Origin of the sequence: Pseudomonas sp. DR48 (assembly GCF_019823085.1) — a bacterium.
Lineage (GTDB): Bacteria > Pseudomonadota > Gammaproteobacteria > Pseudomonadales > Pseudomonadaceae > Aquipseudomonas.
In genome coordinates this window covers 6,771,114-6,789,015 of the sequence record NZ_CP081946.1, presented here as the reverse complement: position 1 = coordinate 6,789,015, position 17,902 = coordinate 6,771,114, and the positions used below count along the sequence as shown (strand labels likewise).

At 58.9% G+C, this 17,902-nt stretch carries 16 protein-coding genes and 1 pseudogene; 6 read left to right on the top strand and 11 right to left on the bottom strand.

Annotation, left to right across the window (positions count from 1 at the left end; genetic code table 11):
* Nucleotides 1–165: 165 nt before the first annotated feature.
* Nucleotides 166–465, top strand: coding sequence for a hypothetical protein (locus K5K95_RS30755; protein WP_222587572.1), 300 nt, complete (start codon nt 166–168; stop codon nt 463–465).
* A gap of 92 nt (nt 466–557) precedes the next feature.
* Here K5K95_RS30755 and K5K95_RS30750 read toward each other — a convergent pair whose 3' ends face one another.
* Nucleotides 558–1,103, bottom strand: a complete 546-nt coding sequence (locus tag K5K95_RS30750) for a GNAT family N-acetyltransferase (RefSeq protein ID WP_222587571.1) — start codon at nt 1,101–1,103, stop codon at nt 558–560.
* Nucleotides 1,104–1,271: 168 nt separating this feature from the next.
* Nucleotides 1,272–1,790 (bottom strand): isochorismatase family protein, encoded by a 519-nt coding sequence (locus tag K5K95_RS30745; protein ID WP_222587570.1) that lies wholly within the window; start codon nt 1,788–1,790, stop codon nt 1,272–1,274.
* A gap of 445 nt (nt 1,791–2,235) precedes the next feature.
* On the opposite strand from K5K95_RS30745, the gene K5K95_RS30740 reads away from it, so the two are divergent.
* The gene (locus tag K5K95_RS30740; protein ID WP_261398112.1) at nt 2,236–3,057 is read left to right on the top strand and encodes a CmcJ/NvfI family oxidoreductase; all 822 of its coding nucleotides are present in this window, start codon (nt 2,236–2,238) and stop codon (nt 3,055–3,057) included.
* 201 nt (nt 3,058–3,258) lie between these two features.
* Here K5K95_RS30740 and K5K95_RS30735 read toward each other — a convergent pair.
* The 8 genes and pseudogenes from K5K95_RS30735 to K5K95_RS30700 all read right to left on the bottom strand — a co-directional run.
* Nucleotides 3,259–4,088: pseudogene (locus K5K95_RS30735) on the bottom strand (arylsulfatase); the annotation flags it as partial.
* Between the two features lie 190 nt (nt 4,089–4,278).
* Entirely contained in the window at nt 4,279–4,728 is a 450-nt protein-coding gene (locus K5K95_RS30730; protein ID WP_222587569.1) for a hypothetical protein, read from the bottom strand.
* Between the two features lie 328 nt (nt 4,729–5,056).
* Nucleotides 5,057–6,604: an amino acid permease gene (locus K5K95_RS30725; RefSeq protein WP_222587568.1), complete on the bottom strand. Its 1,548-nt coding sequence runs from the start codon at nt 6,602–6,604 to the stop codon at nt 5,057–5,059.
* Nucleotides 6,605–6,717: 113 nt separating this feature from the next.
* The gene (locus tag K5K95_RS30720; protein WP_222587567.1) at nt 6,718–7,878 is read right to left on the bottom strand and encodes an iron-containing alcohol dehydrogenase; all 1,161 of its coding nucleotides are present in this window, start codon (nt 7,876–7,878) and stop codon (nt 6,718–6,720) included.
* A 3-nt stretch (nt 7,879–7,881) separates the two neighbouring features.
* A complete protein-coding gene (locus tag K5K95_RS30715) occupies nt 7,882–9,273 on the bottom strand; it encodes an aldehyde dehydrogenase family protein (protein ID WP_222587566.1) in 1,392 nt (463 codons plus the stop codon).
* Nucleotides 9,274–9,280: 7 nt separating this feature from the next.
* Complete coding sequence (locus K5K95_RS30710; protein ID WP_222587565.1) at nt 9,281–10,654, bottom strand: glutamine synthetase family protein; 1,374 nt, start codon at nt 10,652–10,654, stop codon at nt 9,281–9,283.
* A 114-nt stretch (nt 10,655–10,768) separates the two neighbouring features.
* Nucleotides 10,769–11,329, bottom strand: a complete 561-nt coding sequence (gene mug / locus K5K95_RS30705) for a G/U mismatch-specific DNA glycosylase (RefSeq protein ID WP_222587564.1) — start codon at nt 11,327–11,329, stop codon at nt 10,769–10,771.
* An 8-nt stretch (nt 11,330–11,337) separates the two neighbouring features.
* A complete protein-coding gene (locus K5K95_RS30700; RefSeq protein ID WP_222587563.1) occupies nt 11,338–11,964 on the bottom strand; it encodes a TetR/AcrR family transcriptional regulator in 627 nt (208 codons plus the stop codon).
* A gap of 252 nt (nt 11,965–12,216) precedes the next feature.
* Between K5K95_RS30700 and K5K95_RS30695 the strand changes: the two genes are divergently transcribed.
* The 4 genes from K5K95_RS30695 to K5K95_RS30680 all read left to right on the top strand — a co-directional run bounded on the left by K5K95_RS30695 (nt 12,217) and on the right by K5K95_RS30680 (nt 17,357).
* Complete coding sequence (locus tag K5K95_RS30695) at nt 12,217–13,353, top strand: HlyD family secretion protein (RefSeq protein ID WP_222587562.1); 1,137 nt, start codon at nt 12,217–12,219, stop codon at nt 13,351–13,353.
* The gene (locus K5K95_RS30690) at nt 13,353–14,825 is read left to right on the top strand and encodes a DHA2 family efflux MFS transporter permease subunit (protein WP_222587561.1); all 1,473 of its coding nucleotides are present in this window, start codon (nt 13,353–13,355) and stop codon (nt 14,823–14,825) included. Before K5K95_RS30695 ends, K5K95_RS30690 begins: the two co-directional genes overlap by 1 nt.
* A gap of 19 nt (nt 14,826–14,844) precedes the next feature.
* Complete coding sequence (locus tag K5K95_RS30685; protein ID WP_222587560.1) at nt 14,845–16,335, top strand: efflux transporter outer membrane subunit; 1,491 nt, start codon at nt 14,845–14,847, stop codon at nt 16,333–16,335.
* A gap of 83 nt (nt 16,336–16,418) precedes the next feature.
* A complete protein-coding gene (locus K5K95_RS30680) occupies nt 16,419–17,357 on the top strand; it encodes a LysR family transcriptional regulator (protein WP_222587559.1) in 939 nt (312 codons plus the stop codon).
* A gap of 53 nt (nt 17,358–17,410) precedes the next feature.
* On the opposite strand, the gene K5K95_RS30675 is transcribed toward K5K95_RS30680, so the two are convergent.
* Complete coding sequence (locus K5K95_RS30675) at nt 17,411–17,683, bottom strand: DUF2790 domain-containing protein (protein WP_222587558.1); 273 nt, start codon at nt 17,681–17,683, stop codon at nt 17,411–17,413.
* Between the last annotated feature and the right edge of the window lie 219 nt (nt 17,684–17,902).

Genomic DNA, 17,902 nt, shown 5'->3' with positions numbered 1-17,902 from the left:
ACTCATTAGCTATCGCTCCGTCCACCGGCTGCTTTTGGCCGATTGATGCCTGTCACAAGGGGCAACAATCGACCCAAAGCGGTCTTTTGCTTTTGGCTGTCTGAGTGTTTATATAACCTCTCGAAATTCGCTTTGTACACTCGTTGCAATATCCAGGACTCTTATATGCAGACTGACCAGACCAGGCTACTCGCCCTCGCATTGCTAGAGATCAGGACGTTACTTGCTGATTATCTGGGTAGCGTTGTGGATGCTCCAATGAGCGTCCGTGTCGCGGCGCATATGGCCTATGCACTTCATAATGAGGCGGAAACTGCATACGGCAACGCTGACTTTCAGCTCGACCACGCAACCCAGAAAATCTCTGCGATCGATCAGATTCTTGGTGTTTCGGATGGTGCCGCGTTGTTGAGCAGGTTTGATATCGAGACCAAAGGCATTCTGGACAATGCTCAACCTGAATGACTGCTCCTGGCCGTTTCCGTCCATTGGCAACCGGCTGAAATCGACCCGATGGCAGCCTGTCACTCGGAACTGCACAAAATTCAGATCAGGTTTCAGCGCGCGCTGAGCCACTCGCTTCGTGTGATCTCCCAGACTTCGACCTGCATGGGCCCCGAGACAAAATGCCCGTCCCGCGTCCCTATCATCCGCATGCCTTCATGTTGGGATACCTTGCGCGAAGCGTGGTTGGCGACAGCCTTGGGCACCTGCATGACTGGACGTAACAATGTCGCGAACCAGTACGCGTTGACGACCTCGCAAGCTTCGCGCATATAGCCGTTGCCCTGCCACAGAGGCGCGAGCCAGAACCCCCTATGGTTACCTGGCTGGTCATACAGGCTGATGCTTCCGATGCTGCGTTCAGGTTGCGCCCGCGTGCGAATCATCCAGTGCCACTCTTGTCCCCTGGCCATGGCGGGAAGAGCGACATCGCGCACGTAAACCAGCGCACCATCCTGCGGGTAGGGCCATGGCACACGGCTGTCAAGGTAGCGGACCACTTCCCATTGGGGAAACAGCTGTTGTATAGCGGCTGCATCAGTCATTCGCAGCGGCGTGAGGATAAGACGGTTGGTATATAGCGTCGGGGGGCAATCCATCGCATGAAATCCTTGGCAAGAGTTGTTGCAGATTTGATCAACACTTTCCTAATGCAATTGTGCCTTGGTCGCGTGTCTACACTTGGCCGATTTCTGCCTGCCGTGGGGGCAGCAGCCACCCAAAGCGGACAGATCGACCCAGAACTTGAGTCGATCTATCAATGCCGGTCAGAAACGCCAGTCCTCAGCGTGAACGACACGACAGAATGGGCCCGCCAGGGTTGCATTGTGATGAGCGACGATACTTTCAGCCTTCAATGCGGGAGTGTCGGTGCAGGTATGACCATCGGCGATCAGCACTGCGTCGAATCCAAGATCTCGTGCGGCGCGGCAGGTGCTGTCGACACAATACTGGGTCTTCATTCCCGCAATAATCACGCCTCGAGATCCACAAGCCTTTAGTCGATCGGCCAGGTCAGTCATGGCGAAAGCGTTAGGTCGGCTTTTGTTGAAAATCACTTCGTCGCCTTGCAGCAACAGTTCCTGCACCAGTTGCGTCAACGGGCTTCCAGGTTCGATAGGCGAGCCGGGCGGCCCCACGTGGCGAGCAAGAAAAATTGGCGCGCCTGCCCTGCGGGCTTTATTCAACAGACTATTCAACGTATTCAGCAGCGCCTCACCAGCCCATGGTTCATCCGGGCCATGAAACAATCCAACCTGCATATCGAGAATCAACAGTGCATGCATAGTGCTTTTCCTTGCGTTTGGACCAGCGACACAAGGGCAAAAGAAAAGGCCCTTTCCATCACTGGCGGGCCTTTGAAGTTCGTGCGCTATTGGCTCACGGCACCTCTCACGACCCGCCTCGGGCGGTCGTAGTCGTGGTGGTGGTCGAGGCAATGCGTAGCTGATTCATAAGCGGACAGTATCTGCAAGGTGCCTGGTTGGCAAGGGGACAAGATCTACGCGATGGCTACTTCTTGTATTGCTCATTGAGGTCCGCTTCTGGCCGTTTTCTGCCTATCACGACAAGCCGAAACCGACCAGAAGCTGCCGGTAGCGCAGGAAAATAAATGAGTCCCCTTTTTTGGTTCGAAGGCATACGATTAAAAGTGAGGCAGTCTACATGCAAGCTACAGCGCCGCCACGGTGACACCACGCCGGATGCGGTCATCAGACCGGGAGGTGCTACTTGAAGTGCACAACTGATATGCCCGCTAGCGTCATCACGACACTTACCTACCTGGTCAAGCACGATGCGAAGCCCTATGTGCATACCGAGGCTCTGACCGGTAACAGTGAACCGCACTACTTTGCTGAGCAGGAGGAGCGCGAGGTCACGATACACAACGGTCGTCCGTTGGCAGACAGCCTTTCTCTGGACAAGCAGGGGTTTGAACTCCATCGGCGGGATACGGTGGTCGACGACCTCTACGACGATACCTCAGTGGAAAGCGTCTACTATGACGAGGTCAAGGCCTTGATCAAGGAGTTGACGGGCGCGAGCCGGGTCGTCATCTTCGACCACACCAGGCGCAGCGACGCCGAGCGGCGGGATATTCGCGGCCCAGCCAGCCGTGTGCATAATGACTACACCGAGCGCTCGGGGCCTGAGCGTATCCGCGACGTGCTGGGCAGCGATCAGGCCGCCGCACTGGCAGCGGTGTCGATGGCCCAGATCAACCTCTGGCGCCCGATGAGTGGACCCGTCAAGCGCTCGCCGCTGGCCGTGCTGGACGCCTCGACGCTCGACCCCAATGACCTGCTGGCCACCGACCTGGTCTACCCGGATCGTGTCGGTGAGATCTACCACCTGGCCTACAATCCGCACCAGCGCTGGTACTATTTTCCGGACATGCGCCGTGACGAAGTCTTGCTGATCAAGGGGTATGACTCGCGTCATGACGGCCGTGCCCGCTTCACGCCCCATACCGCCTTCCAGGACCCCCATACGCCGCCGGGAGCCCCGCCGCGCGAGAGTATCGAAGTTCGCACCCTGGCCTTCTTTGATTAGGTTGTGGCCACCTGGCGTGGGCCTCACCCGTGCGGCGCTTGACCACTCCCGCGTTCTACCAGGCGACCATCCGCTCCCAGTCGATTCCAGCCCCACTGATGGATCTGTAGCCGTTACGAGTGATGGCTGCTCGCAAACGTAAAAACAGCGAAGTTGCGAAGTGGCGACCCCTGATGAAGTCGCCACGTTTCCTCTGCCTGATCAGTTACCCACTGGCATCGGCAGGTTGATACCTTCTTTTTTCAGCACGTCACGCACGTACTGGAATTTCTGGTATTGCGACAGCTCGATCGGCCCGTCATAACCCATGCTTTGCAGTTTGCGTGGTGGGTAATCCGCGTAGGTTTTCATCAGCTTGATGATTGCGCTCGTGATCGGCACCATCGTCCAGGTACGCTCGGTGAAGTTGTTCATGAAGAGGTCATAACGTTCCTGCGGGTCTTGCCACAAGTCAAAGACTTGCGGAACAGTGGCCACATACTTTTCTGCGCCTTTCCATCCCAGGTTGGAGTCGACAGCCAGACCACCGGTTTGTGCACCATCATCGCCGCGCAGGTTGAACACGGCTTTGTAGTTTCCAACTCGGGCCGCACCCGGGGATAACTCGTTCTCGGTAAAGTAGAACCACTCCTTACGTGGAGACGGGCCAGTTCCAGTGAGCACTGGAGTCATATCGTAACTGTCGAAGATGATCGGCTGACCCTCGCGGTCTTTTTCCGGCAGCTTCACGCCAGCAACAGAGGCGAAGGTTGCCATCAAATCCAGGCCACCGAGAATCTCGTGATTTTTTGTGTCCGGCTTGATCTTGTCTGGCCAGACGGCAATGGCCGGTACCCGGTTACCCCCCCTCACGCACGGTACCTTTGGTTCCCCGGAACGGCATGTAGCCAGCATCTGAGATGGTATAGCCCGACGTATTTCATCACGTCATAACCTTGCGCATTTGGCAGCGTATAATCGGCTTCGCCCAAATGCCATTTCCCGGTGAAATAAGTGTCATAGCCACCGGTTTTCAACACCGATGCCAATGTCTTCATTTCCCCTGTTACATGATCGTGCACTGTTTAAGGCGCAAGAAGGAGTCTAGTGCTGTTTTGGCAAGGGGGCGGGGCGATTGCACTGTTTTGCCGTATATGTAACGCCAGAATAACAACTGGAAAAACACCCTTGAATACAATCGCCACCTATGACACGACTTGACTCAAACTGACTACGGGAAGTTCATCGAGTCGCGTGTGCAATATCGCCGCAGAAAATATCAGCGCTGCCATCCTCGGGTGAGGTACGCACGACAACTGAGTACTTGCCGGAAAGCAGGTCTGGCAAGGTGATCGGTGCGCTCCTGTAGAAGGTCCATCCACCGGTGCCTGCATTGGGCTCAGTGTTGACCTTAGCGTTCATTGCGAACGCGGCTGGCCCGGGTTGCTGGCAGCTGCCCTTGTTGATGAAGGTGTAGAGGCGCGGCGGCAAGATGGTTCCGTCTGGAACGCCGGTTATGTAGAAATCAAAATTGGTTTGATTGCCTTCGCCAGTCAATGTAGTCGTGGCTGTATGACCAGGGTTTTTATGGGTCGCTGCCAAAGGAAGATTCATTGACTGGTGTGATGAACTGGAGCAGCCAAAGAGAGTAAAGGTCATCAAGAGTGCCGACAGGGGGATACAGGGTTTCATTGCCAACCTCCAATAATGGAAGAAGTGCGGTGGGGGGACTATTGGGTATAGCTCAATAACATCGCATTGTTTTCCTGGGCCTCTATTTTTTTATAATCCCTTGAATCCCTGATCCTACGGTTTATGAATAAGCCATTGTGATTTCCAATGCTCACGCGCTTGAGAACCAGTAAGTAAGTAGAGGGTTACGTCACTCGAATGCGAAATCTTCTTCCAGTCTTTTTTATGCTGATCGCCTTCCAGCCTTGTTGCTTGGGTATATAACGATTCGAACTTGATCCGTGTCAAAGACGGGGCGCTCGGCGCCCCGTTTTTTATAGCGCAAGTATCAGCTTCCAGCGCGCCTGTTCAGCGCCTCTTCCTCTGCGAAAATTTCTGCCTGGCGCCTGACGATCAAATCGCCCTTTGGCGGTCCCTGGAAGCGGCGGGCTTCGAAGCCGAACCAGACGATGGCGGTCAGCACCAGGAAGCCGATGGTGATGTACAACGCCCATTCGTTGGGTGGCTGGATGCCGATGACGAAGATGATCACCATCGAGAGGACCGAGAGCAGGGCGAACACCGTGTACCAGAATCGCCCCATGTTCCATGGCCCCATGGTGGGCCACTTCGAGGTGCCGTAGGTGAACAGGCCGAGCACGATGGGGATGATGAAGGAGAAGAACAGGAAGATGACCGTACAGGACACGACGATGGTGTAGACCGGCGTTTCACCGATCGATATCACCGACGATCCCCAGTCGAACAATACCGCGAGCGTGGCGCCGGTCCAGATCGCTGCGACCGGGCTGCGCAGGGTTGGCGAAACCGAGGACAGTGCCTTGGAGAAGGGCAGGCCGCCGTCACGGGAGAACGCGAAGATCATGCGCGAGACCGAGGTTACGGTCGCCAGTCCGCAAAGCACTTGCGAGATGAAAATGGCCACGTACAGCACCGTTTTTACGGTCGGGTTGACTTGGGTGTCCATCGCCCAGAAGAACACGGTCCAGCCATGCTTGGCGGCCTCGTCCATGCTCGGCAGCATCAGGACAAACGAGCAGAGCATGAGCCAGCCGAACAGCAGCGACCACACCACTGATGTGACCATGCCGCGTGGCACCGACATCGTCGCGTTATGTGTCTCTTCCGAGGTGTGCGCGGAGGCGTCGTAGCCGGTGATGGTGTAGATCGGCAACAGCAGGCCGAGCATGAACACCCAGCTGTTCGACACCTGCGGCCAGACGTTGCCGCCTGCCTCGCCGGAATAGTTGCTGAAGGTCCATAACCGGGCGAACTCATAACTGGGCGCCGATATCAGGCAAACGATGGTTAGCGCGAGCGCGGTGGCGAAGATCAGGTACCCCGAGAAGTCGGTGAGTTTCGCAGTCAGGCCAATGCCCAGGTGGTTGCACAAGGCTTGGAGGCCCGTGAGGATCGCCAGGAAAATCACCCGTGTCGTGATGGTGTCTTGCATGCCCAATGCCGGTCCGAAGGCGCCGAAAAAGAAGTAATACGTCCCGACGTTGATCGCGCCAAGCACGGTGATCAGACCCAACAGGTTGAACCAGGCCGTCAGCCAGCCGGTGAAGCGGTTACCGAGAATCGAGCCCCAATGATAGAGGCCGCCAGCGGTGGGGTAGGCGGAGGAGATCTGCGCCATGGCCATGGCGAAGACCCCGGAGATCAGGCAACCGATTGGCCAGCCGATGCCAATGGACGCGCCGCCCGCGCCCGAGGTGCCTTGGGCAAGTGAGTTGATGCCACCCGAGAGGATGCAGATGATCGAAAAGGAAATGGCGAAGTTGGAGAAAACGCCCATGCGTCGCGAGAGCTGCTGGGCATAGCCCATGCTGTGCAGCACCTTGACGTCATCGTCGTGCGGGCTTGCTGGCTTCATGTCGTGTGCCCCTTCAGGTTTTGATACGCATCCATCCGGGGTCCCGGATGGCCTGGTCTTCAACCCCTTGTCGTACTGCTCCTTTTTGCAACCCTGTCCGCACGGCGACGGCTCTAGAGACGGCCGTGATACGCCGCGTCGAAAATCTGTGCGGCACCGGCCCGCGTCAATGGCAGCGGATTGCCGCCGGCAGACGGATCGACAATCGCCATGTCCGCGATCAAGTCGGCTTGTCGATCATCCACGCCCAGTTCTATCAACGTGTGCGGCACACCGATGTCCTTGCGCAGCTTGAGAATGAAGGCCAGGAAGCTGTCGAAGCCGGGCGAGGGCAATCGCAGATAAGCCGCCAGGCGCGTGATGCGCTCTTCGATGGCCGGGCGATTGAACTTCAAGACATAGGGCATGAACGTGGCGTTGGTCATGCCGTGATGGGTGTCGTACAGCGCACCCACCGGATGCGACAGGGCATGCATGCCGCCCAGACCTTTCTGGAAAGCGGTGGCGCCCATCGCCGCGGCGGCGAGCATTTGCGCGCGTGCATCAAGGTCGGACGGCGTAAGAACCGCTCGCACCAGGGCATTGGCCACCAGACGTATGCCTTCCACCGCGATGCCGTCGGCCATCGGATGAAAACCGGGAGCACAGTAGGATTCCAGGCAATGCGCCAACGCATCCATGCCTGTGCCGGCGGTGACTTTTGCCGGCATGCCGACGGTCAGGGCCGGGTCGCTGATGACCACGCGCGGCATCATTTTCGGGTGAAAGATGATGCGCTTGGTGTGGGTTTGCTCGTCGATGATCACCGCCGCACGACCCACTTCCGAACCGGTGCCCGCCGTCGTCGGCACGGCGATGACCGGGGCGATCCGGCTTTCGTCGGCGCGGGTCCAGTAGTCGCCGATGTCTTCAAAATCCCAGACCGGCCGGGTCTGGCCGCTCATGAAGGCGATGAGTTTGCCCATGTCCAGGCCGCTGCCCCCGCCGAACGCGACCACGCCATCGTGTTTGCCCGCGCGCCAGGCATCGAGCCCACCGGCCAGGTTGGCTTCGACGGGATTGGGCTTGAGGTCGCAAAACAGCGCGACACCCAGGCCGGCCGCGCGCAAGGCGTCTACTGCCGCAATGGTGATCGGGGCACGCGCCAGACCGCTGTCGGTGACCAGCAACGGTCGCTGGATACCCTGGCTGCGACAGACTTCGGCCAGTTCGGCGATGCGGCCGACGCCGAAACGAATGCTCGTGGGGTAGTTCCAGTTTCCGGTCAGGCTCATGGCTCAGGTCTCGTGGCGAAGATGGAAGGATTTCGCTCGGGTCAGGTGTTCGTAGCCCAGGGACGACAGCGTGACGCCGCGTCCGCTGTGCTTCACCCCGGTCCAGGCCAGGGCCGGGTCCAGGTAATCACAGCGGTTCATGAACACGGTGCCGGTGTCGATCTGGTCACCCAGGTGTTCGGCGGCGGCGAGGTCTTGGGTCCAGAGGGAGGCGCTGAGGCCGAATTCACTGTCGTTCATCAGGGCAATGGCTTCGTCGTCGCCGGCCACCGGCATGATGCCGACCACCGGACCAAAGCTTTCCTCGCGCATCACCGACATGTCATGGCTGACGTCGACCAATACCTGAGGCGCCATGTAGGCGCTGCCCGGCGCATCAAGGGGGAAGGCTTTCGGATCGATCAGGGCCTTGGCGCCTTTTGCCAGCGCATCGACGATCTGGCCACGGACGAATTCGGCGGCGTCCGGGTTCACCAGCGGACCGAGGGTGGTGGCTTGATCGAGTGGATTGCCCAGTACGTATTGATTGGTCAGGGCGACGAATCGCTCGACAAAGGCCGGGTAGATTTTCTGATCAACATAGATGCGTTCAACGGCGCAGCAGCTTTGCCCGGAGTTGAAGAAGCTGCCATCCACCAGGTTTTCCACTGCGTGTTCAAGGTTCGCGTCTGCGCGAACGTAGGCCGGGTCTTTGCCGCCGAGTTCCAGGCCGACGCCGATGAATCGCCCCGTGGCGGCGGTTTCCATGGCCTTACCGGCGGCAACCGAGCCGGTGAAGTTCACTTGCTGCACGCGTCCAGAGGCAATCATCGACGCGGTCTGCTGATGATCGAGCAGCAAATTTTGGAACAGACCTTCAGGCAGATTGGCGCGGCGAAAGGCTTCGTCGAACCGTTCGCCGACCAGCAGCGTTTGCGAGGCGTGTTTGAGGATGACGCTGTTGCCGGCCATCAGCGCGGGAATGATCGTATTCACCGCCGTCAGGTAGGGGTAATTCCAGGGGGCGACGACCAACACCGTACCCAGCGGATCACGTTTGATATAGCGGCGAAATCCTGCAATCGGCGTGGGCTCTATCGTTGCCAGGGCTTTGGGCGCGATGGCAATCATATGCCGGACGCGTTCTTCGAAACCGCGCAGTTCACCGGCGCCAAAACGCACCGGGCGGCCCATCTGCCAGGCCAGCTCCGGCACGATGTCGGCTTTCATCGCCAGCATGGCGTCCGCGGCGGCGCTGCAAAACGCCGCGCGTTCGTTCAGTGGCCTGCGTTTCCATTGCGCCTGAGCGGCTGCGGCAGCCGTCAGCGCCTGATCGATCTGTACGGTATCGGCGCAATGGCGCTCGGCATAGATCCGGCCATCGACCGGTGAGATGAGTTGAATCATTGAAGTCATGATCGCCTCAATAGCGCTCGAAGCCGCGCTGCAATTCCCAGTCGGTGATGCGCCGGTCGTATTCCTTCTGCTCCCATTCGGCGGTGTGCACATAGTGGTCGACCACTTCATCGCCGAACGCTTCGCGCAACATCGTCGAGCCCTTGAGCGCGGTGCAGGCTTCGCGCAAGGTCTTCGACACTTCTGGCAAGTGTTCGTCGATGTAGGCATCGCCTTCAAAGGGCGGCGCGAGATTGAGCTTCTCGTCGATACCGGCCAGGCCCGCAGCGATTAACGCGGCGAAAGCCAGGTAAGGGTTGAGGTCGGCGCCACCGATGCGGCATTCAATGCGGATGGACTTGCTGCTTTCTGCGCACAGGCGAAAGCCTGCGGTGCGATTGTCGCGGCTCCAGACCGCCCGCGTCGGCGCAAAGGTGCCGGCCTGGAAGCGCTTGTAGGAATTGATGTACGGCGCGAGAAAACAGGTGATGTCGTTGGCGTATTTGAGCTGCCCGGCGACCCAGGCGCGCATCAGTTTCGACATGCCGAACTCAGCCTTGGCGTCGAAGAACAGCGGCTTCTTGCCGTTCTTGTCCCACAGTGAATTGTGGATATGGCTGCTGGAACCGGCGGCGTCATAACGCCACTTGGCCATGAACGTGATCGCCTTGCCCTGCAGTTGCGCGATCTCCTTGCAGGCGTGTTTGATGATGACGTGGTGGTCGGCCATCGTCAGCGCATCGGCGTAGCGAATGTTGATCTCTTCCTGCCCCGGTCCCCATTCACCCTTGGAGTTTTCCACGGGGATGCCGCTGGCTTGCAGGTGCTTGCGAATCGCCCGCAGCACCGGCTCTTCGCGGGTGGTCTGGAGGATGTTGTAATCCTCGATGTAGTGGCCGGCGGTCTTGGGCTTGTGGTAGTTGCGTTTGTGGATGGCCTCGTAGCTCTCGTCGAACAGGTAGAACTCCAGTTCCGAGGCGAACATGCCGGTGTAGCCGCGCTCGCGCAGGCGCTCGATCTGCTTTTTCAGGATGGCCCGCGGGCTGTGGGGCAAGTCCTTTCGATGGTGATGATCTAGCACATCGCACAAGACCAATGCCGTGCATTCGAGCCAGGGCACCCGTCGTAACGTGGCCATGTCGGGCTTGAGCACGAAGTCGCCGTAGCCTTTGCTCCAACTGGCGGCGGCGTAGCCCGGCACGGGCTCCATGTCGATGTCGTCGGCCAGCAGGTAATTGCAACAGTGGGTTTCTTCATGTCCGCTGTCGATGAAAAACTCGACCTGGAATCGCTTGCCGACCAGTCGGCCTTGCATGTCGACCATGCACACCAGAACGGTATCGATTTCGCCGGAGGCAGCAGCGCGCTTGAGTTGCTCGAAAGTGAGGAAGGGCTCGGTCATCACGTAATCCTGCGTGAATAGGTTGGGCCTGTCTGAGATAGCTGTTGCAGACGCTCTCCAGAAAAAACCTAAACCTGCAGACGCGAGCATCGTGAGCAATAAGCTGCTCTTAGCTTAGCCTACCTCCGCTGAATGCAAGTTTTGCGCGGTGGCCATCCGCTGACTCGACTCACTCATCGCACAGTGGAGTTGGCGGTAGGCGTCCACCAATTGATCCTGCGTGAACGCGCGATTTCGCCCACTTGGATTGGGCAGGACCCAGACCGAGGCGTTGCCAAAAGTTTGGGATTGCCGCCCCCAGTTGATTTGCCGCTGGCCGGAAAGCGCGCAATAAGCCGCTTTGCCGAGAAACGCCACATAGCGCGGTGCGTAGCGTTCGATCTTGCGTTCGAAGTCGGCCGCCGCTGCGGTGAATTCATGCAACGACAGCTGATCCGCCCGCGCGGTCGGCCGCTCAACCACGGCCGTCAATCCACACTGATACTGCAAGATCGTTCGATCGTTTTCCGGGCGCACTTCCTCAGGTGTAAAACCGGCGAGGTGCAGCGTGCGCCAGAAGCGATTGCCCCTGCCGGCAAAGTGATGCCCTTGAGCGGCGGCGGTCAGGCCCGGATTGATCCCACAAAAAATCACCGCCAGCTGCTCGGCCAGAATGTCTTCAAGTCCTTCACTCACGATCAACCTCACACACCGCAGATCACACTGACCGCGTTGCGGGCCAGTTCCGTCAGTTCTTCGCGGGATTTGCCTGCCCGCGCGCGGATCGAGATGCTGTGCAGCAGGGAGGAGGCGAGGACGGCGAGGGCGGCGGCGTCGACATCGCTTTTCAGTTCGCCGGACTCGATGGCCGTTCGCAAGCGCGCTTCCAGGTCGGTGTCGAGCCTGCTGAGCCGGTCTGAAAGTACCTCACGAATTTCCGGGTCCTCGACGGCTTCGGTGGTTGCCGTGCCGATCGCAAAGCAGCCGCGCGGTTGGCCGTCGCCCGAAAAATAGATCGACAGCTGCCCTTCGTAGAAACGCATCAACGCATCGCGCAGGGGCAGTTGGGTGTCGGTCAGCGCCTCATGCATCGCTGCTGCGGCAAATTCCCAGTATTGCTCAAGCGCTTTGATGTACAGCGCGTGTTTATCACCGAATGCCGCGTAGAGGCTCGGGCGATTCATCCCGGCTGCGGTGGCAATGCTATCCAGCGAGGCGCCTGAATAGCCGGTGCTCCAGAACACACCAAGTGCCTGCTGCAGGGCGGTTTGTGGGTCGTAGGCGCGAGGGCGGCCACGGCCTTTTGTCTCGGTAATCTTTTTTTGTGCCATGTTGTACAAAATCCTTGATGGAAGGTGGGTGTGGGGATATTCTTACACCATCGCACAAAATTAAGGAACCAGAAATTCCTTGGTTTACGGTTTGTTGAAGCGGAGCTCGAACTGAGTGTTGCGGCGACGAAACAGGTGCGGCGGAGCGATCCTCCAGTCCGTGCTCGGGCTTGATTCCTCACAGCAACTATTGATGTCCGGCCCGGCACAGTGTTGGCCGGCCTGATTTCCCGGTTAAAGGTGTATTCGATCATGACTAAACAGTTCGACATCCCGGCGTCACAGAGCTTCGAGCACCCAGGCGTGAACCCTGGCCAGGCGCCCATCAAGAAACCGTTCAAACAGAAACTGCGACCTTGGCTGATGATCGGCTTGCCGGTGATCTTCGCCGCGCTGGGATACGCCCGCTATCATGCCGGCGCCGCTTTCATTTCGACGGATAACGCCTACGCCCGAGTGGCGAAAGCGTCGATCAACGCGCGCATTTCCGGGCAAGTCGTGGAAATCGCGGTCGAGGACAATCAGCGGGTACACAAAGGTCAGGTGCTGTTCCGGATCGATCCGAAACCGCTGCAGATTGCCGTTGACCGCGCCGAAGCGCAGCTGAATGTGGCGCGCCTGCGCATCGACGGGCTCAAGGCCAGCTACCGCCAGCAGCAGGCTGAGCTGCAATCGGCCAAAGAGTCGGCCGATTTCGATCAGCGCGAATTTGCCCGCAAGAAGGCGCTGGTCGCGACCGAGTTCGTCTCCCGCGCCATTTACGAACGTGCCGACACCGACCTTAAAGTCGCCCGGCAACGGATCGCGTCTGTCGAACAACAGATCGCCAGCACCGTGGTTGCCCTGAACGGCAATCCGACGATTGAAGTCGACACCCATCCCACGGTTCGCGAAGCCAAGGCGCAACTCGACGAGGCGCAGCTCTATCTTTCGTACTCAACGGTGTATGCGCCGGACGACGGCACGGTAGCCAAGGTCGATGACTTGCAGGTGGGCAACTACGTCAACAGCGGCGCGCCAGCCTTTGCGTTGTTGTCCGATCACGAGATCTGGGTCGAGGCCAACTTCCGCGAAACGGACGTCACCCATATGCGCCCCGGCCAGGAAGCGACCGTCAGTATCGACACCTACCCTGATCACGTTTTCAAGGCTCACGTGACCAGCATGAGCCCGGGTGCCGGCTCCGACTTCGCCTTGCTGCCACCGGAAAATGCCACCGGCAACTGGGTCAAGGTGGTCCAGCGTGTTCCGGTACGGCTCGAACTCGATGAAACCGATCCCGCCTTGCCGCTGTTCTCGGGCACCAGTGCCACGGTCAAGGTCGATACCGGCTTTCGCACACCTTGGTGGCATCCGCTCAAGACATTGTTGACCGCGGGTAACTTCTGATGAACGCCAACCATGCCGGACTTCAAGGTGCGGGAGCGTTAAGGTTCGCCGCGCTGCTTGCGACGTATATGCAGTCGGCGAGCCTGCCACTTCCAAACGCTGTACTCAGGTTGATTCAGGGCAGCCTGTCGATGACCGACGACCAGGCGGGGTGGATCTTCACCTCGTACCTGGCGGCTAGCGCCATCACTATGCCGATTGCACAATGGCTCGCCGGACGCTTTGGCCTCAAGCGCATGTATCAAACCGCGCTGGCCTTTTTCGTCCTCGGGTTGCTGCTCGCCACACAGGCCACAACGCCGCTGGAATTCATCGGCGCGCGGATTATCCAGGGCCTGGCGAGTGGTGTGCTGGCGCCGCTGTCGATGGCGATTGCCATGGAGACGTTGGCACTGGAAAAGCGCGCGAAATTTGGCGCGACCTGGACCGCCATCGTGCTGTTCGGCATCGTCAGCGGCCCGAGCATCGGTGGCTGGATTGGCGAGCATTTCGGATGGCGCCCGATCTTCTACATCAGCGTCCCGTTGTCGGCGTTTATCGGCCTGGTGATCGCGCTGTTGCAGGCCGAGAAAAAGGCCGAGAAGCGTCCGTCGTTCGACTTCTTCGGCTTCGGCAGCTTCACGCTGGGCTTGATCAGCCTGCAAATGCTGCTCGACCGTGGCGAACGTCTGGACTGGTTCGCCTCGACCGAAATCTGGCTGGAGGCCATCGGCTGTGCCCTGGGGCTCTACCTGTTCGCGGTGCATGTGTTGACCACGAAGGCGCATTTCCTCAACAAGCGCCTGTTCCAGGACCGTAACTTCGTGTTGTCGACGACGATCTTCTTCGCCGTGGGTTTTGTACTGTTGTCGACCATGGCCCTGACGTCGCCGATGCTCGACGAGATTCTCGGTTACCCGCCGGACACCACCGGGTCCCTGACGATCCCGCGTGGCATTGGACTGGTCGGCGCGTTTCTGCTGATGGGGCGTGTGCCCGAGCGCTTTGACCGGCGGTTTTTCGTGGCGGTGGGCGTGGCGCTGGTGGTTTACGCCAACTGGCTGATGCTCGGTTACTCGCCGCTGATGGACTGGTCGCCGGTGGCGGTGGCGGGTGCGATCCAGGGCGTCGGCATCGGCATGTTGATGCCGTCGCTGACGAAAGTCGCGTTCAGCACGCTCGATCCAGCGTTACGTCCGGAAGGCACCGGTATTTTCAATCTGTTTCGGGTCTACGGCAGCACGCTGGGCGTGGCGATTGTGCAGCTGTTTTTCTTCAACAACACGCAAGCGATGCACATGGCGCTGGCCAGCAACCTGACGCCGTATCGCCCGGCGCCGACGTCCCTGCAAGCACTGGCTGGGCTCAATGAAATGATCACAGGGCAAGCGGCGTTCATCGCGGTGATCGATCAATTCAAGATTTTGATGGTGGCGATGCTGGTGGTGAGTCCACTGGTTGTCTTTCTTCGCAAGCCGGTTTCGGCCCAATAGTTTTCGTGGAGTATGCCCAATGAAATCCTCTGCACGCTTCATCAACAGACAGACCTTCAGAACCACGTTCGGCGCGATGGCGGCCCTTGCATTCCTGACCGCCTGCACCGTTGGCCCTGACTATCAAATGCAACCGCCGAGCCAGTCGCAACACTACGACCAACAGGCCGAGCAGCGCCTTGGTCCGCGCGGCAACACGCCGGGTGAACAGCACATTGCCCTTGGCCAGAAGGTCAGTGGCAACTGGTGGACGGCTTTCCAGTCGCCAAAGCTCGACAAGGTTGTGCGCCGCGCCATCGAAGGCAATCTTGAGCTGGTGGCCGCGGACGCAACCATCCGCCAAGCGTCGTCTTCGGTAGCCGCGGCGCAAGGTGCGCTGTATCCGCAAGTCGATTTTGGCGGCCAGGCGGGTCGCCAACGGGTGCATAACGCGAAGGAGCCAGCCACCACCAATTTCTATGCGATCGGCCCACGGGTTGGCTTCGACCTCGATGTCTTCGGCGGCAACAAACGCCTGGTCGAACAGCAAGAAGCGTTTACCGATCTGCAGAAGCATCGCTACGAAGCGGCCTATTTGACCTTGACGGGCAACGTCGCGAGTCAGGCGTTGCTGGTCGCGTCTGCCAACGCACAGATGGCGGCAGTCGAGAAGTTGCTGGCCAATGACACGAAAAACCTCGAGCTGGTGCGCAGGGCACACGCCAGCGGCGCCACCACGCAGATCGACGTTTCGCTGGCCGAAACCCGGCTCGCCCAGGATCGCACGCTGTTGCCGCCGCTTGCCCAGCAGCGCGATGCCGCTCGCCACGCGTTGTCGATTCTCACCGGCAAAGGCCCTGGCGACTGGATCGCGCCGGACTTCGATTTTGCCGAGTTCGTGTTGCCGGCAAACGTGCCCGTCAACGTTCCTTCGGAAATGGCCCACGGCCGGCCGGACGTATTGCAAGCGGAGGCCGAGTTGCACATGGCCAGCGCGGCAGTAGGCGTTGCAACCGCTAATCTCTATCCACATGTCACGCTGTCGGCGTCGCTGGTACAGGCCGCTTCAGGCAATGGTGGGGCGGCGCTCTGGGGTTTCGCGGCCGGGATCGCGGGTCAACTGTTCGATGGCGGAACGCTCAAGGCAGAACGTCAGGCGGCCGTCGACGGGTACAAGGCGACACTTGCTGGCTACCAGCAAACGGTCATTCAGTCGTTCGGCCAGGTCGCTGACTCGTTGCAGGCCATCAACCACGACGCGGAGGAAAACCTGGCGCAGGCAGACGCGTTACGCGCGGCGCAAAGCAGTTTTCAGTTGAACCAGCAAGCGTACGCGCAGGGCGAGAACAGCGTTCTCCAGGTGTTGGAAGCGGAGCGTGCTTATGAGCAGGCATTGCTGGGTCAAATCAAGGTGAAAACCGCGCAATACCTCGACACGGTGCAGCTCTACGTAGCGCTCGGCGGTAATTCGGTCGGTGCGTTCGAGCAACGCGTTGCCAGTCGTGATGAACCGAAACCTGCGTATCAATAGCGCCGGATTTTTTGGCAGCACATGACCCAGGGGCGGCCTGACTCAGGTTCGCCCCGATTCTTCTTTTTCCCGAGGTGAAAACGATGGACGTTTTCCAGACCATGCGCTTTTTCGTTTCTGTGGCCCAAAGTGGCAGTTTTACTGCCGCGGCTGAGGTGTTGGACACCACCACGACGAACGTTTCCAAAGCGATCTCCAGCCTGGAAGCGAGGCTGCAAACACGGTTGATCAACCGCACCACCCGGCGCCTGGCATTGACCGAAGCAGGCCTGCGTTATTTGCAACGCTGCGAGAGGATTCTGGAAGAGATACGTGACGCGGAACAGGAAGCGGGCACTGCGCATACGCTGCCGGTGGGGCGGTTGAAAATCCATGCGATGTCAGCGGTGGGCAATCACTACGTGATCGATGCGATTGCCAAATACCGAGAGACACACCCTTCGGTGATGTTTGATCTGACGCTGACCAATCGACTGCCGGATCTGCTGGAGGAGGGCTATGACATGTCGATTGTGTTGGCCCGGGACCTGCCCGATTCAGGGTTTGTCGCGCAGCGGCTCGGCATCACGTACAGCATTCTCTGCGCGTCGCCGACGTACTTGAGGAAACGCGGATACCCTGACACACCGCAGGCGCTGGCCGCCCATGACTGTTTGAAAATCGTCAACACGGTGATGCCGGTTGAAAGCTGGGTACTGGAAGGGCCCGAAGGCGTGGAGACGGTTAACGTGTCGTCATCACCGTTTCACATCAACACCGCCGACGGCATGACCGTGGCGATTGCCAATGGTATGGGTATTGGTATTCAGCCTATTGCTTCTGCGGTCGATGGCTTGAGAGCGGGCACGCTGATGCGGGTGTTGCCCGAACACCATCTGGAAGAGCTGAATTTGTATGCGATCTACCCGTCACGAAAGTTCGTGGATGCAAAAATAAAGACCTGGGTGGAGTTTCTTAAACATTCCATCCCGGACGTATTGGCCAGCGACGAAAAAATCATCGGTTCGGCGAAAAAAAATTAACTTCACAAACACCGCAGGCATGGAGTGTCGACCCTCCATGATCCTGACGGTATTCAACCATTTGAACATCCGGTGCCCATCACTTGGTACTGAAGGATGTGACGTTGTCCGTGAGAATCTTCATACGTCATCTGCGCCGGAACCGGTGCGCACTCGTTGGGAATGTCTGAGATCGCGATGATTTTCTTGATGTCGAGCGTCGTGCCGTATGTGTAGCTTTCAACCGCTGTTTTGCTGGCGTCGGCCGTTGAGTGGCTATCGTCTGCAAAGGCCTGTGCGCCTAAACCGCCCAGCGCCAGGAACAGCGCAACTTTGAGGATTTTCATTTCATTCTCCGTCTCATCTTGGGTTGACCCGGCTGGCCAGTGGAGCGTTGCGCCATCGGTGTACCGGGTTAGTGGCAATGCTAGGTGTTCAGCCCTTTCTCAAAAAGCGCCCGATTGGACAAACACTGTTGCCGGATTGCGCAGTAATGACGGGTTGGGAAAAAGCCAATGGCGTTGCGCTTGCCCCTATGGCATCGTCGAAAAAAATACGTCGTACAG

Coding starts and splice junctions, on each gene's coding strand:
- K5K95_RS30755 (WP_222587572.1), top strand. CDS start 166: ATGCAGACTGACCAGACCAGGCTACTCGCCCTCGCATTGCTAGAGATC.
- K5K95_RS30750 (WP_222587571.1), bottom strand. CDS start 1,103: ATGGATTGCCCCCCGACGCTATATACCAACCGTCTTATCCTCACGCCG.
- K5K95_RS30745 (WP_222587570.1), bottom strand. CDS start 1,790: ATGCATGCACTGTTGATTCTCGATATGCAGGTTGGATTGTTTCATGGC.
- K5K95_RS30730 (WP_222587569.1), bottom strand. CDS start 4,728: ATGAAACCCTGTATCCCCCTGTCGGCACTCTTGATGACCTTTACTCTC.
- K5K95_RS30725 (WP_222587568.1), bottom strand. CDS start 6,604: ATGAAGCCAGCAAGCCCGCACGACGATGACGTCAAGGTGCTGCACAGC.
- K5K95_RS30720 (WP_222587567.1), bottom strand. CDS start 7,878: ATGAGCCTGACCGGAAACTGGAACTACCCCACGAGCATTCGTTTCGGC.
- K5K95_RS30715 (WP_222587566.1), bottom strand. CDS start 9,273: ATGACTTCAATGATTCAACTCATCTCACCGGTCGATGGCCGGATCTAT.
- K5K95_RS30710 (WP_222587565.1), bottom strand. CDS start 10,654: ATGACCGAGCCCTTCCTCACTTTCGAGCAACTCAAGCGCGCTGCTGCC.
- K5K95_RS30700 (WP_222587563.1), bottom strand. CDS start 11,964: ATGGCACAAAAAAAGATTACCGAGACAAAAGGCCGTGGCCGCCCTCGC.
- K5K95_RS30695 (WP_222587562.1), top strand. CDS start 12,217: ATGACTAAACAGTTCGACATCCCGGCGTCACAGAGCTTCGAGCACCCA.
- K5K95_RS30690 (WP_222587561.1), top strand. CDS start 13,353: ATGAACGCCAACCATGCCGGACTTCAAGGTGCGGGAGCGTTAAGGTTC.
- K5K95_RS30685 (WP_222587560.1), top strand. CDS start 14,845: ATGAAATCCTCTGCACGCTTCATCAACAGACAGACCTTCAGAACCACG.
- K5K95_RS30680 (WP_222587559.1), top strand. CDS start 16,419: ATGGACGTTTTCCAGACCATGCGCTTTTTCGTTTCTGTGGCCCAAAGT.
- K5K95_RS30675 (WP_222587558.1), bottom strand. CDS start 17,683: ATGAAAATCCTCAAAGTTGCGCTGTTCCTGGCGCTGGGCGGTTTAGGC.